At 68.0% G+C, this 13,390-nt stretch carries 15 protein-coding genes; 4 read left to right on the top strand and 11 right to left on the bottom strand.

What is annotated here, in order from left to right; all coding sequences use genetic code 11:
• Window positions 1–198: 198 nt before the first annotated feature.
• Complete coding sequence (locus tag C3B44_RS01045) at window positions 199–2,574, top strand: DEAD/DEAH box helicase (RefSeq protein ID WP_108432506.1); 2,376 nt, start codon at window positions 199–201, stop codon at window positions 2,572–2,574.
• Here C3B44_RS01045 and C3B44_RS01040 read toward each other — a convergent pair whose 3' ends face one another.
• From C3B44_RS01040 to ssd, 8 genes are all read right to left on the bottom strand, one after another.
• Complete coding sequence (locus C3B44_RS01040) at window positions 2,575–3,069, bottom strand: hypothetical protein (RefSeq protein WP_108430725.1); 495 nt, start codon at window positions 3,067–3,069, stop codon at window positions 2,575–2,577.
• 77 nt (window positions 3,070–3,146) lie between these two features.
• Entirely contained in the window at window positions 3,147–3,476 is a 330-nt protein-coding gene (locus C3B44_RS01035) for an Rv3654c family TadE-like protein (protein WP_108430724.1), read from the bottom strand.
• A complete protein-coding gene (locus tag C3B44_RS01030) occupies window positions 3,476–3,769 on the bottom strand; it encodes a hypothetical protein (RefSeq protein WP_108430723.1) in 294 nt (97 codons plus the stop codon). The genes C3B44_RS01035 and C3B44_RS01030 overlap by 1 nt, the downstream gene beginning before the upstream one ends.
• A gap of 31 nt (window positions 3,770–3,800) precedes the next feature.
• Window positions 3,801–3,989: a DUF4244 domain-containing protein gene (locus tag C3B44_RS01025; protein WP_108430722.1), complete on the bottom strand. Its 189-nt coding sequence runs from the start codon at window positions 3,987–3,989 to the stop codon at window positions 3,801–3,803.
• Between the two features lie 27 nt (window positions 3,990–4,016).
• Entirely contained in the window at window positions 4,017–4,580 is a 564-nt protein-coding gene (locus C3B44_RS01020; protein ID WP_108430721.1) for a type II secretion system F family protein, read from the bottom strand.
• Entirely contained in the window at window positions 4,577–5,380 is an 804-nt protein-coding gene (locus tag C3B44_RS01015) for a type II secretion system F family protein (RefSeq protein WP_108430720.1), read from the bottom strand. The genes C3B44_RS01020 and C3B44_RS01015 overlap by 4 nt, the downstream gene beginning before the upstream one ends.
• Window positions 5,377–6,516, bottom strand: coding sequence for a TadA family conjugal transfer-associated ATPase (locus tag C3B44_RS01010; protein WP_108430719.1), 1,140 nt, complete (start codon window positions 6,514–6,516; stop codon window positions 5,377–5,379). Before C3B44_RS01010 ends, C3B44_RS01015 begins: the two co-directional genes overlap by 4 nt.
• Complete coding sequence (gene ssd / locus C3B44_RS01005) at window positions 6,517–7,620, bottom strand: septum site-determining protein Ssd (RefSeq protein WP_108430718.1); 1,104 nt, start codon at window positions 7,618–7,620, stop codon at window positions 6,517–6,519.
• Between the two features lie 427 nt (window positions 7,621–8,047).
• Here ssd and C3B44_RS00995 point away from each other — a divergent pair, with 427 nt between their 5' ends.
• Entirely contained in the window at window positions 8,048–8,884 is an 837-nt protein-coding gene (locus tag C3B44_RS00995) for an HAD family hydrolase (protein WP_108430716.1), read from the top strand.
• Here C3B44_RS00995 and C3B44_RS00990 read toward each other — a convergent pair.
• Window positions 8,881–9,612 (bottom strand): hypothetical protein, encoded by a 732-nt coding sequence (locus C3B44_RS00990; protein WP_108430715.1) that lies wholly within the window; start codon window positions 9,610–9,612, stop codon window positions 8,881–8,883. The genes C3B44_RS00995 and C3B44_RS00990 overlap by 4 nt on opposite strands.
• Window positions 9,613–9,785: 173 nt before the next feature.
• On the opposite strand from C3B44_RS00990, the gene C3B44_RS00985 reads away from it, so the two are divergent.
• Window positions 9,786–10,382 (top strand): phage holin family protein, encoded by a 597-nt coding sequence (locus C3B44_RS00985; protein WP_108430714.1) that lies wholly within the window; start codon window positions 9,786–9,788, stop codon window positions 10,380–10,382.
• Window positions 10,383–10,478: 96 nt separating this feature from the next.
• Window positions 10,479–11,399 (top strand): alpha/beta fold hydrolase, encoded by a 921-nt coding sequence (locus C3B44_RS00980; RefSeq protein ID WP_235840481.1) that lies wholly within the window; start codon window positions 10,479–10,481, stop codon window positions 11,397–11,399.
• On the opposite strand, the gene C3B44_RS00975 is transcribed toward C3B44_RS00980, so the two are convergent.
• Together C3B44_RS00975 and C3B44_RS00970 are read right to left on the bottom strand one after the other, a co-directional pair.
• The gene (locus C3B44_RS00975; RefSeq protein WP_108430712.1) at window positions 11,396–12,586 is read right to left on the bottom strand and encodes a MarP family serine protease; all 1,191 of its coding nucleotides are present in this window, start codon (window positions 12,584–12,586) and stop codon (window positions 11,396–11,398) included. The genes C3B44_RS00980 and C3B44_RS00975 overlap by 4 nt on opposite strands.
• A 51-nt stretch (window positions 12,587–12,637) precedes the next feature.
• Window positions 12,638–13,384 (bottom strand): NUDIX hydrolase, encoded by a 747-nt coding sequence (locus tag C3B44_RS00970; protein ID WP_108430711.1) that lies wholly within the window; start codon window positions 13,382–13,384, stop codon window positions 12,638–12,640.
• Between the last annotated feature and the right edge of the window lie 6 nt (window positions 13,385–13,390).

The following is a 13,390-nucleotide window of genomic DNA, read 5'->3' as shown; positions in this document are numbered from 1 at the left end:
CGGGAGTCGAACCACCAAGCCCCCTCCGTTTCGAGGAAACCTGGTGCCCGCGTATCTTTCTTTTGCGAGCACCTTGTAGAACTGCGCACTGAAAATCCACGACCGTTGCCAGTGTCTCACGGAAGCGCGGTTTTGGCTCGCTCAGTGACTAAAATCGCTGGAAAACTACCGTTCGGACTACCCCTGGGGGTGAAGTACGTGTCTTGGGTTTCGCCGGGCGCCCAGTTCGCCACCGAGCTTCTCGACGCCGCCGGCCAACGCTTCCCCGAAGCCACACTCACACACTGTGAGACCATCCCCGCCCGCCCGGCCACCTATCGTGAGTTCCCACAGTGGGTGCCGGGGTGGTTCGTCGATAAGCTTGCCGATTCCGGCATCACCCGCCTCTATTCTCACCAGGCCGCGTGCGCCGAGGCCGCGTACGAGGGTCGCCACGTGGTGGTGGCCACGGGCACGTCGTCGGGCAAGTCGCTGGGCTATCAGCTGCCGGTGCTCACAACGCTGGCAAAGGATCCCACCGCCACCGCGATCTATCTCACCCCGACGAAGGCGTTGGGCTCGGATCAGCTGCTCGCCACCGAAGAGCTCCTGCGCGGTATCGCGGAGCTGGCCTCGGCCCACCCAGCGCCCTATGACGGCGATACCCCCACCGAGTCCCGCCGCGGCATCCGGGAGTCTTCGCGCTACATCTTCACCAACCCGGACATGCTGCACGTCTCCCTCCTCGGCGCGCATGCGCACTGGGCGCGGCTGCTGCGCCACCTGCGCTTTATCGTCATCGACGAATGCCACACCTACCGCGGGGTGTTCGGAGCGAATGTGGCGCTCGTGATCCGTCGGCTGCTACGCATCGCCGCGCGCTACGGGGCGCGCCCGACCGTCATCCTCGCCTCGGCCACCTCCGCCGACCCGGCAGCCCATGCCCGGCGGCTGACCGGCCTTGAGGTCGAAGCCATTACCGACGACGGCGCCCCCACCGGCACCCGCACCGTCGCCTTGTGGGAACCGGGCTTCATCCCCGGCGCCGAGGGCGAAAACGGCGCCCCGGTGCGGCGCGCCGCCACCACCGAGGCCGCCGGGCTGATGGCCGTCACCGTCGCCGCGGGCGCGCGCACGTTGACCTTCGTGCGTTCCCGGCGCGGCGCGGAGATCGTCGCCCTGCGCACCCAGGAGGAGCTCGGCTCGATGGGGCGCAGCGACTTCAGCCCGCGCATCGCGGCGTATCGGGCGGGGTATCTGGCGGAGGATCGTCGTCAGCTGGAGCAGATGCTGGACGACGGCCGCCTCCTCGGCGTCGCCACCACCAACGCCTTGGAGCTGGGCATCGACGTCGGCGGCCTCGACGCGGTGATCACCGCCGGCTTTCCCGGCACCGTGGCCAGTTTCCGACAGCAGGCCGGCCGGGCCGGTCGGCGCGGGCAGGCGTCGCTCGTGGTGCTCGCCGCGCGGGATGACCCCATGGACATGTATCTCATCCACCACCCCGAGGCCCTGCTGGGCTCGCCGGTGGAGCAGAGCGTGTTCAACCCCGAAAACCCCTACATCCTGCCCGCGCACGTCTACTGCGCGGCCGTGGAGGCGCCGCTGACTAAGCGCGACGTCGAGGCGTTGTCGGCGCACCGCGTCGTCGAAGAGCTCACCGCGCAAGGCCTGCTGCGCCGCCGCTCCCGGGGCTGGTTCGCCGCACCCCGGCCGGCGCTTGACGACGACCTGCCCACCCCCGAAACCGCCCACCAGCAGGTGGCGCTGCGCGGCGGCAGCGGCGAGGAGGTCATGATCGTCGATTCCACCGACGGGCGCCTGCTCGGCACGGTGGAGGCGGCGCGCGCCGCCAGCCAGGTGCACACCGGCGCGGTCTACCTCCACCAAGGGCAGAGCTATGTCATTGAGGAGTTGCTTCTCGACGACTACCTCGCCCTCGCCATCCCAGAGGCACCGGAGTACACCACGAGCGCACGATCGGTGACCGACATCCACCTCGTCGAGGAGCCGAGCGCTGACAAGCTCATCAACTACACGCCGGGTTTGTGGGTCGCTGACTGCGAGGTGGAGGTCACTGAGCAGGTGGTCGGCTATATCGTGCGCTTCCCGGACGGCAGCGTGGGCGAGCACGTGCCCCTCGACCTGCCGGCGCAGACCCTGCGTACCCGGGCGGTGGCCTACACCCTCGATCCCCTCGTCGTTCAGGCCGCCGGCATTAGCGCCGGCGAGCTGCCCGGCGCGCTGCACGCTGCGGAACACGCCGCGATCGGGCTGCTGCCGCTGATCGCGACCTGCGATCGCTGGGACATCGGTGGGGTCTCCACCGCGCTGCACGCGGATACCAACCTGCCGACGGTGTTCGTCTACGACGGCCACCCCGGCGGCGCCGGCTTCGCCGAAGAGGGCTTCCGCCGCTTCCCCGAGTGGATCGAGGCCACGTGGGAGACGGTGCGCTCGTGTTCCTGCGAGTCCGGATGCCCGGGGTGCGTGCAGTCACCGAAGTGCGGCAACGGCAACAACCCGCTGGATAAGCAGGCCGCGCTGAAGCTCTTGGGGGCTTTAGTCTCGATGACCTCCGGGAAAGAGACCTGATCAGTTCTTCTTGCGCTCACGGTACTTTTCGATTCCCCACCACATCAGCGGGGTGAACAGCACGGCGATAAGCCAGTAGATCAACCAGAACGCCCCTTCCCCGCCGGCCACCGCGATGCCGATGGCCAAGAGCACCGCGGTGATGCCGCTGGCCAGGATGCACTTACGCAGCTGCACCTTCGAGTCGGTCTCCGCGGGCGGTGGGACCTCACGCCCGGTGCGCCGGGCGAACCAGCGGTCGATGGTGCGGATGATGTCCCAGCCGAAGACCACGGAGAACGAGATGTAGAACGCGGCGAAGCCGTGCATGAACTGCGCCTGCCCGTTTTCGTGGAGTGTCATGTAGAAGAAGACGAGCAAGACCAGATCGATCAGCGGGGTGGCCGCCAGCAGCGCCAGGCCTACCCGGGGCGCTTTCAGCAGGTAACGGACCACGCAACCGAGTATGAGACACACCCAGAACACGACCTCGGCGGGGATCGTGGCAATAAGCATAGGAATCTTAGACAGTGATTTTCCACACGTACGCGTGCAGCAAAATACCGGAAGGTTTGTGGCCGCGGCCACGGATCTCACAGCGGCCCGGCGCGGGCCTGCGCCTCGCGCATCCCGACTGTGGCGGTCACGAGGACGTCTCCCACCTCCTCGACGATCTCGCAGGCCGATAGCTGCGCATGGTTATGCCTCGCGAAGTCCTCGGCCACTGCGCAGGCGTTTTCGCCGGTGACGTGGGCATAGGCCCCGGCGACGGCGGCCATATCGGCGGCGAGCTGGGCTTGGCGCTCGTCGACGAGTAGTTTGGCGGCCCCTCCGAGCGCGAGCAGCAGTGCGCACAGGGCGGAGATGATTCCGGCGGTGGCGACGGTAGCGTTGCCTTTCTCGTCGATAAGCACTCGTGGCATCAGTGGCCTTCTAGGGGTGCGACGGCGGTGGCGGTCATGTCCCCGAAGACCGCGGGTACGGTGGCCGTGACGGTGACGGTATCGGTGCCGGTGGTGACCTCGATGTGGCCGCGGGCGGGTGCGTAGTCGGTGCCGATGGCATAGGCCCGGGCGCCGGCTGAGGCCGCGTGGATGGCGGCGAGGTGGGCACCCATGGTGGCCAGCGCGCCGATGATCGCGGCAGCCACGATGACCAGGCTCGATAGCGCGAGGGCAGCCTCGATCGAGACGCTGCCGCGATCGTCGATGCGCATCAATAAACCTCCTTTCTTCTCGTGGGGTGGGTTAGCTCGGGGTGTTGGACAGGGCGTCGGTGATGATGGATTCCATGGCGTCGACCACGCCGTCGCCGTTGATGACGAGGTAGAGCACGGCGGCGAGCGCTGCTGCCGCCAGGGAGCCCATGGCGTATTCGATGGTGGACATTCCGCGGTCGTTGCTGGTGAGAACCTGGATACGGGTGAGCAGATGCATGAGATTCTCCTCGTGGGTGAGTGTGGTTTAGGTGGGTAGAAGGTCGCTTCCGAGGCTGATGACCACCGGCACGAGGCCGAGGACGATGAAGGCCGGTAGGAAGCAACCGGTCAGGGGCAAAGAGATGAGCACTCCGGCGCGTTCGGCGCGGGCGACGGCCCGGTCGGTGGCCCCGGAACGCAGCTGGGCGGCGAGTTCCCGGCAGCCGCCGGCGATGGCGGCGCCGGAGTCGGCGGAGCGGCGGATGAGGCGGGCGAGCTCGTCGAAGCCGGAGACGGTGTCGAGTTCGGAAAACGCTCGTGCTGGCGGGACCCCGACGGCGAGGATCGGGCCGATGCGGCCCCAGTGGCCGGTGGTGGTGACCCCGGCGACGTCGGCGACGGCGCGGGTGGCCTCGTCGATCGGGAGTCCTGCCTGGAGGCAGAGCGCGAAGAGTTCGACGTCATCGGCGAATTCGAGCTCGTCGGGTTCTTCCGGGCCGGCGCGCGGGGTCTTCACGCTGCCCTCGCCGGGGCGCAGGCGGTAATCCGGGGAAACGCCGGTGACTGCGAGTGCTCCGGCGAGCAGCACTAACACAAGCGGGGCGATCATGCGCTGGCCCTTTCGATGATCCAGCGGGAGATCAGCACCCCGCCAGCGATGAGCGTGGTGCCGCTGACCAGCAGGATGCCACCCAGGCCTCCCCCGAGCAGCAGGCCGAGGGGATCGGCGCCCATGCTCATGCCCATCAAGATTCCGACGACCGGCAGGCACGCCAGGATGCCGGCGGTCGCCTGCGGGCCCTGGAGGCTGGCGGCGGTGGAGCTGCGGTGGGCCTGGCGGCGCTGGAGGCGGTCTTTGGCCTGTTCGAGCAGCGTCGCGACGGGGATGCCATGGGTGTCGCTGAGTTTCCACAGCCGCGCCAGAGGGCGAAGGGCTGCTTGTCTGTCGAGGACATCGTAGCCGGTGCCGCCGCGGCGGGTGTGCGTGACCACTGCGGCCAGCGCGTCGGTGACCTCCGCCGGGGCAGACGCGGGCAGTTCCCCGGCCGCGCGGGCGAACGCAGGCCCGATGAGAGCCCCGGCGCGAATGTCGGCGACGTCGTGTCCCAGCACTGTCTGCGTGGCGTTGTCGATCTCCTTGTCGCGGCGTGAGCGCCGCAGGTTGTCGAGCAGATACCCGGCGGTGGCGGTGGCGATGACCACGCTGATGATCGTGCTGATCTCGCCTAAGAGGAGAAAACCGATCAAGGAGGCAACGCCGATCACGGGCAAAAGCCGCGTGATGCGCACGGACTTCTCTGCGTGCATATCAGCATCGTCGGTATCGTTCGGCGCGATCCTCCCGGCGGGGTGGGCCCCATAGATCCAGCAGGCTGCGGCCAGGCTCAGAAGAGACCAGGTCATAGTCATGGCGTGCTCCTTTCCACCAGCCGGCGCGCACTCTCGCTGAGGGGGTGCCCGTGCGACCACACGGTGGTGGCGGTCACGGGGTTGCCTCCGAGCGCGGCGATCTCGTCGAGGCGCCGGCGCCCGTCGGGGCCACGGCGCATGACTAATGCGCAGTCGACCGCGGCGGCGAGCTGCGAGTGCAAAGCAACCCGATCGAGGCCGCCGAGAGCGGCGAGGGCCTCCATGCGGGCGGGTATCTCGCCGGCGATATTGGCGTGCAGGGTGCCGGCGCCGCCGTCGTGGCCGGTGTTGAGCGCGGCGAGGAGGTCGACGACCTCGGCGCCGCGGATCTCTCCGACGATCAACCGATCCGGGCGCATGCGCAGCGCCTGGACCAAGAGATCGGACATGGTGATGGTGCCAGCACCCTCGGTGTTCGCGGCGCGGGTGGTCAGGCCCACGACGTGTGGGTGGCGGGGATCGAGTTCCGCGGTGTCCTCGATGACCACGAGGCGTTCGCTAGCGGGGACCTCGGATAGCAACGCTGCAAGCAGCGTCGTCTTGCCGGTGCCGGTGCCGCCGACGACGAGGAAAGACAATCGGGCGGCGATCATCTCACGCAGGAAGGAAGCGATGTCGTGCGGCAGAGTCTCAGCCTCGACCAGATCGTCGAGGCTGGTGCGCGCCTGGCGCAGCACGCGCAGGGAAATCAGCGTGTGCGTGCGGGCCGGCGGGCTGAGCGCTGCGTGCAGGCGGATGCTGGTGCCGTCGGGGCGGTTGATGCGGCCGTCGACGAAGGGGCTGGCGTCGTCGAGACGCCGGCCGCACGCGCCTGCCAGCCGGGAGGCGAGGCGGCGGACTTCCTCGTCGCCGCTGAAGGTGAGACTGGCGTGTTCGAGTCCGTGGCCACGGTCGATAAACACCTGCTCGGGCCCGTTGACGCAGATGTCGGTTACCCCGTCGATCTGGAGGAGGGCTTCGAGAGGGCCGGCGCCGGTGGTGTCGTCGCGCAGCCTGCGCAGGGTGTCGAGCACGTCGAGGTCCGTGATGACCCCGGCCTCTTCGCGCACAACGCGCGCGAGGGTGGCGGCGTCGGCGTCCAGCAGCGTGGGATCGTCGATAACCCGCTGGCGGATCTTGTCCATGATCTCGCTCATTTATCCCACCCCCGCGTGCTCGAGGACGGCCTCGGTCGCCGCCCGCAGACCGGCCGGCACCTTGGTGGGCAGCCCTTCGGTTTCTGCCCGCCGCGCCAGCGAGGCGATATGGGGCAGCGCAGCGCTCGGGCGGTGGCCGAGCACCCGCGCTAATTCCTCGTCTTCCAGGCCGGACCAGCCTCGGTGGCGGGTCAAGATGACGTGCTCCGCTTGACGAGCACGCAGGCGCTGCACCAGCGCTCGTCCCGCGGCGGCCGGGCGGATCTCGGCGGGCACAATCACCACGGTGAGATCGCCCAGGTTTCCCGCGTGGCTGCGCGGCAGGTCCAGAAGCGTCAGCCCACCGGTGCTTAAGACGTCGACGATGCGGGTGACCTGCTTGTCTTCGAGAACGAAAGGGTCATCGACCGTGCTGCGCGCCGCGGAGAGCACCCCGATGCCGTCGGACGTGTGTGGCAGCGCCGAGCGCAGGTCATCCGCATCGATGCCTCCGGTGTCAGTGAGCATGAGATCCGGCCAGCGGGCGCCGGGCACATCTTCGATGCCTAAAAGGAGGTCGAGTCCGCCGGAGTGCGGGTCGGCGTCGATAAGCGTGACCGTATGTCCGCGCCGGGCGGCCTGCCGGGCAGTGAGCGCCGCCGTGGTGGAGGTGCCCGCTCCCCCGCAGCTGCCGGTAAACGCGACGCTTATCGCACTGCCTCCTCCACGCGTCGCGGCTGTGGTGGCGACGGGCAGATCGGCGAGCGCCTCGAGGATGTCCGGGGCCTGGGCAGGCAGGATGAACGCTTGTTCCGCGTGGCAGGCGAGCGCCTTCGGCCAGGGGATGTCGGAGCTTTCGGTGTGCAGAAAGAACACCTTGCCGGGAAGCCGCGTGCCGACGAGCGCATCTGCCGTCGTCGCATCCACGAGCACTGCGGCGGCGCGGTGGGCATGGCGGCGCATGCCGCTGTCATCTGCTTCGCCCAGGTCAATGACCGGGCGAGTGGTGGCGGCGGCGACGTGGACGGCCTCTGGGTGCAGGACGGGATCGGTGACGGCGACGAGGATGAAGGCATCGCCGTCGCGGGCGCGGTCCTTGTCGCGATTCATCATGTGGGCGGTCATGGCCTAAGAATCGCGGATTGCGGCGCGTGGTGGGCGGCGGCGTCGAGAAGCTGTGGATAACCCCGAAATTGGCGGACGCGTCAACAGTTTCCTGTGGATAGTTGGAACCCCAGGAGACCGCCGCGCCTCGCTGCCGCTCAGAAATGCTTGCTACCAACCCAGAAAAGAGTGACGGCCCGCGCTTCGGGGGGTGCGCGGGCCGTCTACCCGGCCTCGGGGGGCGAGCCGGGGCAGGTCAACCTCGTAAGGGACCTTGCGCGTCTGATGTTACACCAAAGACTTTCCCATGCCAACCCCTCATGCCACGTAACGTTCAAGCCCTGCCAAGCGATAGTCCCACTGGTACTCTTTGGTCACATCCGTCACACTCAAGGCGTATCGCCTTAGGGTGGGAAACGGCCTCCGCAGCACTTAGAATTGAGCCATCATGAGCGATTCTTCCAGGTCTTCGCACCACGCCTTACCTGCCCCGCAGACGCGGCAGGCGGCGTTTTTTGACCTGGATAAAACCATTATCGCCACTAACTCGGCGTTCGCCTTTGGCAAGCAGTTCATGCACAACGGGCTCATCAGCCACTCCGAGGCGCTACAGATCTCGCTGGCGAAGGCGAGCTTCATGATGTCTGGCCTGTCCAGCGAGCAGATGGATAGCACCCGCGACCAGATGGCCGAACTGGTCACCGGCTGGGAGGTCGACGAGGTCGTGCGCATCGCCCGCGAGGCGCTGCACACCGTGGTCACCCCCACCATCTACGCCGAGGCCCGCGAGCTCATCCGCTATCACCGCGCCGCGGGCCGGGACGTCATCATCATCTCGGCCTCCGCCTCCCAGCTGGTCTCCTTAATCGGCGAGGAGCTCGGGGTGCACGACATCGTCGCCACCGAACTCGAGGTGGTCGACGGGAAGTTCACCGGCGAGATCCTGACCTACCTCAAAGGCGGGGCGAAGGCCGAGGCGATGAAGAAGCTGGCCCAGGAGCGCGGATATGACATGTCGGCAAGCTTCGCCTACTCCGATTCCGCCACCGATATCCCCATGCTGGAGCTCGTGGGCAACCCGGTGGCGGTGAACCCGGACCGGCAGATGAAGAAGACCGCGCTGGAAAACGGCTGGGAGATCCGCTCCTTCCGCGACCCGGTGCCGCTGCTGCAGCTGCCGAACGCCCGCGAGATCTCCATCGGCGCCGGAGTACTCGCCGGCCTCGCGGCCGTCACCGCCGGCGGCATCTGGTTCGCCCAGCGCAACCGCCCCAACGCCTCCTAGGCGGCGGTGACGATCGACGCGCCCTCCTCCGCCCCATCGACCCAGCCCCGCAAGAAGACCTCGACGGCAGCAACGACGCCGTCGGCACGCCCGAATCCGGCCACCGCCTCCCGATATTCCCGAACGTGCCGGTGGTGGCGGATCTCCGGGACGGCGAGGCCGGCGGCGTCGAGACCCGAGGCCACCGCCGCAATCCGGCTCGCCGCCCGCGCCACCACGCCGCTGCGCTCCCCAAAAATCGCATGCGCGGCGATCTCCCCGTGCACGATCGCCGGCAGCAGCACCGGGTCGGCAGCCGGTGAGGTGATCACCGCCTTGAGCGTCTGGATACGCCGCGCACCCTCTGCGCTTAACGGCACCCCCTCTCCTCCCGCCAGCACATCCAGGCGGGCGAGCGCCTGGGCAGGGGCGCGCAGGAAGGTCGCCACCGTCGCATCGATAACCGGCGAGGCCAGCAGCGAGTACACCGAGACCGCGTGTCCTAGCGGCGTATCCGCAGCCACCGCTTCTGTATCGGCGACGGCGTGGCGTTCGGCGTGGCCGTCGATAAGCACCGACAACCGGGCCCCGCGCAGCGCCGATTCGCCCCGGATGATCTCGCCTTTGCGCAGAACCGGCGGGCGGCGATGCACCGCGTTGATGCGCTCGCGCGCCTTCCGCGCCAGCTCGTCGATCGCACCCCGATCGCGCAGGGCGGCCAGCGGGTCTTTCGGGCCTGTGCTTTTCATGGCCTCTAGACTATCGGGGCCTTTCCCCGGCGCGGTTATGCGTTTCTGTCAACATTAAAGGGAAATTGGCGTTACAGTGGTGGACTGTTAGATGTAACCGGTATGGCGGTGAATCTACCCACGGCCTAGACTTACCCACGACACTTTTATTCGATGCGAGGCAGGTAATACACGTGAGCACCCCCGGGAACAAGAACGGACTCTTCACGGACGGCTCGGAGCGTTACTCCGGTGAAGTGAACTCGATCCCGCTTTCCGACGTCGACTCCACCAAACCCGGCGAGACGTCCATCGGCGATCTCGTCTCCAATGCCACCTCCCAGATGTCCAGCCTCGTGCGCGGTGAGATTGAGCTCGCCAAGACCGAGATCGTGGGCGAGGCCAAGAAGGCCGCGATCGGCAGCGCCCTGTTCGTCGCCGCCGGTGTCATCGCCCTGTACAGCTCGTTCTTCTTTTTCTTCTTCCTCGCTGAGCTGCTGTCGGTCTGGCTGCACCGCTGGGCTGCCTTCCTCATCGTTTTCCTGGTGATGATCGTCCTCGCCGCCATCCTCGGCCTGGTCGGCTTCCAGCGCTTCAAGAAGATGCAGGCGCCGAAGCGCACGCAGGAACAATTCGCGAAGAACAAGGAGATCATCCCGAACGAGTCCAACCGGAAGGCCCGCAGCGGCTCCGGCAAGGGCCTCTACACCTCGGGCAGCCTGGATTTCCAGGCGCGCGCCCAGGACGGCTCCACCGCCGCCACCGGCCCCGTGCCGAACCCGAGCCGCTAAGGCCCCGCCTCCATCTCAGAGAGAGACCCCGCCCGCCGCGAAAGAAGACCTCGGCAGCGGGGTTTTCACATGCTTATCGACGGGAGGGAGCCCACCTTGGCGCGAAGCCGCCCCCGGCCGGATGTCGTCGAGCTCGACGGCCCCTTCGACCACGCCTACGTCCACGCCCGTGGCCTACGCCTCCACGTGGCCATCGCCGGCGCCCCCGGCGCTCCGCTGGTGCTGCTCCTCCCCGACGCCTTCGGCGGCTGGTATGACTACGCGCAGGTCATCGCCCCGCTCGCCGCGCGAGGTTTTCGGGTCGCCGCGGTCGATCCGCGCGGCTACGGGCTTTCCGATAAACCTCCCTACCAGTCGGGCTTTTCCGCCCGCAGCCTCGTCAGCGACCTCGCGGGCCTGATCCCGGCGCTCGGCTACGAGAAGGCCAGCGTCATCGGCGCGGATACCGGCGGCACGCTCGCCTGGATCCTGGCGACCACGCACCCGGCGCGCGTCGATCACCTGGTGTCGATCTCGAGCGCGCACCCCGTGGATTTGCGCCGTGCCGTCGCCGCCCGGCCCTGGGATTTCTTGTGGATGCTGCAGCGCCACCTCTTGTTCCACCTCCCGGCGACGGCGCTCACCCGCGCTTTCGGGCTCATTGAGCGCGAGATCCGCCATTTCGGCGCCCTGAACACCTCCGCGCGCTTCCACCGCACCGAGGCCTTTCAAGAGATGCAAACACTGCGCGCGAAGGCCGGCCGGATCGACCGCGTGCCAACGGCCATCGTGCACACCGCCCGCGTGCTCATGGCACCGCTGTCGCTGAAGCATCAGAAGGTGAAGGTCTGCGCGCCGACGCTTATTCTCCACGCCCCGCAGTCGCTGTGGGCGCGGCTGATCGATCGCACGCGCGAGCGTGTCGCGCCCGGCACGATGCTGACCGCGACCTCGCTGCCGGGGGCGAAGAACCTGCCGCACATCGAGGCCCCGGAGGCGTTCGTCGAGGCGGTGGCTAGTTTCCTGGGGAAGGCTTAGGCACCCACGCACGCTTGCGTATCGACGGGCTGCGTATGCTGCGTCACCTCTCCGACCTGGCGCTGCACCTCGCGGGCGGTCACCGCGAATCCGGTGCTGCTGTTTTCGCGGCTGGCGCCGAAGACCACGCCGAGCACCTCGCCGTTCCGGTTGACCAGCGGGCCGCCGGAGTTGCCCTCGCGGATGGAGCCGCGCACGGCATAGGCCTCGCGCTCCACGCGCCCGTTGGCGTAGATGTCCGAGCCGGAGATGGTGATCCGATCGGCGATGCGGGCGGGGGCGGCCTCGAAAGGCCCGGAGCCCGGGTGCCCGAGGACTAAGGCGTCATCGCCGGTGCTCGCCGGCTGCTGTGCCCACACCAGCGGCTCGAGCCCCAGCCCGGGGCTGTGCAGCACCGCGATGTCCACGTTCGGGTTGAAGTAGACGACGTCCGCCTCCTTCACCCCCAACACCGTATCGAGGCGCACGGACTGGGTGCCGGCGACGACGTGGGCGTTAGTTATCACATAGTCCGGTGCGGTGACGAAGCCGGAGCCCATGAGCCTGCGGTCGCAGATCTCGGCGGCGCCCATGACGTGGATGATCGAGGGGCGTAAGGCCTCGACGAGCTGCGGGCCGGCGACGTTCTGGCTGGGGGCTTCGACGTCTTCGCGGGTATCCAAAAACGGGGAGACCAGCGGAGGCAGGCCAGAGTCGTCGAGAACCGCGGCCAGCCGGGCCGGCAGCTGCGCCAAAGAGTCCGGGGTCAGCGAGTCGATGGTGCGCAGGACCTTGGAGTTGCGCACCCCGTCGCTGGCCGGCGGGCCTAAACCCGCGGCCAGTGGCACGGAGACCATCCACACCACCACGAGCACCGCGACGAACTGGAAGAGCGCACCGACCGCCGAATCCAGCAGGTGTGCCGACGAGCGCCGCATCTGATTGCGGATGCCCGCGCCGAGCATCCCGCCCACCAAGTTGCCGAGGCTCACGATCAGCACGATCACCGCCAGGGCCAACAGGAAACGCAGCGCCGAAGACTCCACCAGCCCGCCGACCAGCGGGGCCAGCGCCACGCCGATGATCAGGCCCGCGACGATACCGATCGCCGAAAGCACCGAGCCGACCGCGCCTTGCCGCCAGCCGCTGACCAAAGCGATGAGTCCGACGATGACGAGCAAGACATCGACGACGAGTGCGGCTGTCACGGAAAGGTTCCTAACGGTTTTCGGAAGAACTAGTGCGCAAAAGCTTACCCTTCAGCGCCCAGATTCCTGATTCCGCGAGGCCCCGAGTTCCTCGTAGAGGTCCACGGTGCGCTCTTGATCCCACTCGCGGGCCCAGCCGGCGACCTCCAAGACGGCGTCGAGCACCCCGGCGGTAAAGCCCCACACGAGGTAGTCACGCACCCGAAACGCCGGGCCGCGGTAGTTCTTCCAGGCCACGGTGATGCGACAGGAGGGATCGACAAGCTCGCGCACCGGGGCGACGAAGACGTCGTCGGTTTCCTCCGGCGAGGTGGGATACAGCTCGGCGGGCTCGTCCCAGTAGGCGATCACTGGGTGCACGGGGTTCCTATTCGAGCGCACATGCAGCGAGCCCATGCGCGCCAGCGGGGTAACACTGCGCCGATCCAAGCCGACTTCCTCCCAGGCTTCGCGCAACGCGCAGTCGACGACGCCGTCGTCCTGCGGGTCTACCTTGCCGCCTGGGAACGCCATCTGCCCTGCGTGCGAACGCATCCTCGGCGAACGGTGGGTGAGCACGACGCCGGCGTCTTCCGGCAGCTCTTCGGCCTCGCGGGCGCCGCTGATGAGCACGAGCACCGCCGCCTGCGTGCGCACCGCCCGCTGCGGGGCGCGGGGATCATTGCCGAGCACCCCGCGCACCCGGCGCGTGCCCGGGGTCATGCTCTGGATCAGCGGACGCATCCACCGCGGCGAGCGAGCCGGCCGCAAGGTGGTGTTATACCCGGGCGCGTCGGGGGCGGGGGCGGCGTTATCCATGGGGTG

The organism is Corynebacterium yudongzhengii, assembly GCF_003065405.1.
GTDB lineage: Bacteria > Actinomycetota > Actinomycetes > Mycobacteriales > Mycobacteriaceae > Corynebacterium > Corynebacterium yudongzhengii.
Note: the sequence above shows the minus strand (reverse complement) of the source record. Positions and strands in the feature narration are given on the sequence as shown.